This is a genomic window from Bradyrhizobium sp. 197 (assembly GCF_023073375.1).
GTDB lineage: Bacteria > Pseudomonadota > Alphaproteobacteria > Rhizobiales > Xanthobacteraceae > Bradyrhizobium.
On record NZ_JADPJJ010000114.1, the window covers coordinates 1 to 746 of the forward strand.

General features: G+C 59.4%; 1 pseudogene. It reads left to right on the forward strand.

Going from position 1 to position 746, the window contains the following annotated elements:
• Window positions 1–31 precede the first annotated feature (31 nt).
• Window positions 32–746, forward strand: a pseudogene (locus IVB27_RS26820) (IS5 family transposase); the annotation flags it as partial.

A 746-nucleotide genomic window follows, 5' to 3' on the forward strand; every position in this document is an offset into this window, starting at 1 on the left:
GTGCCAAGTTGATTCGGCACGGGGGACTTCGATGCGCAAAGGACTGTTCTGGCTCAACGACAAGCAGTGGGCTCAGATAGAGCCGCATCTGCCAACGAACCAGACCGGCCCGGCGCGCCAAGACGATCGACGCATTATCAGCGGTATCATTCACATGCTCCAGTGCGGCGCACGCTGGCGCGATTGCCCGTCCGACTATGGCCCTTACACGACGATCTACAATCGGTTCAATCGCTGGGCTAAGCGCGGACATTGGCAGGCGATCTTTGAAGCGCTCGCCCGCTGCGGCAAGGACCGAGTGGCTTTGTCGATCGACTCCACCTCGATCAAAGCGCATCGCTCGGCGAGCGGCGGAAAAGGGGGGAGTGTGAACAGGCGATCGGCCGCTCGCGCGGTGGGCGGACCACGAAAATCCACGCGCTGAGCGACCCTGATTGCAAACCTTGCGCATTTCATCTCACTCCGGGACAAGCCGCAGACATTGCCGCAGGGCCGGCCCTTTTGAAGCTCGCGCCGCCCATGTCTTCCCTCATTGGGGACAAAGGCTACGATGGCGACGGCTTTCGCGCCGAAATCGTCAATCGCGGCGCGAAACCCGTCATTCCAAACAAATCCAACCGGGTAACCCTCCACAGCTTCAGCAAGCGCCTCTATAAAGGGCGCAATGTTATCGAGCGCTGTTTCTGCCGGCTCAAGGATTTCAGGCGTGTTGCTACTCGCTACGACAAACTTGCCAGAAACTTCTT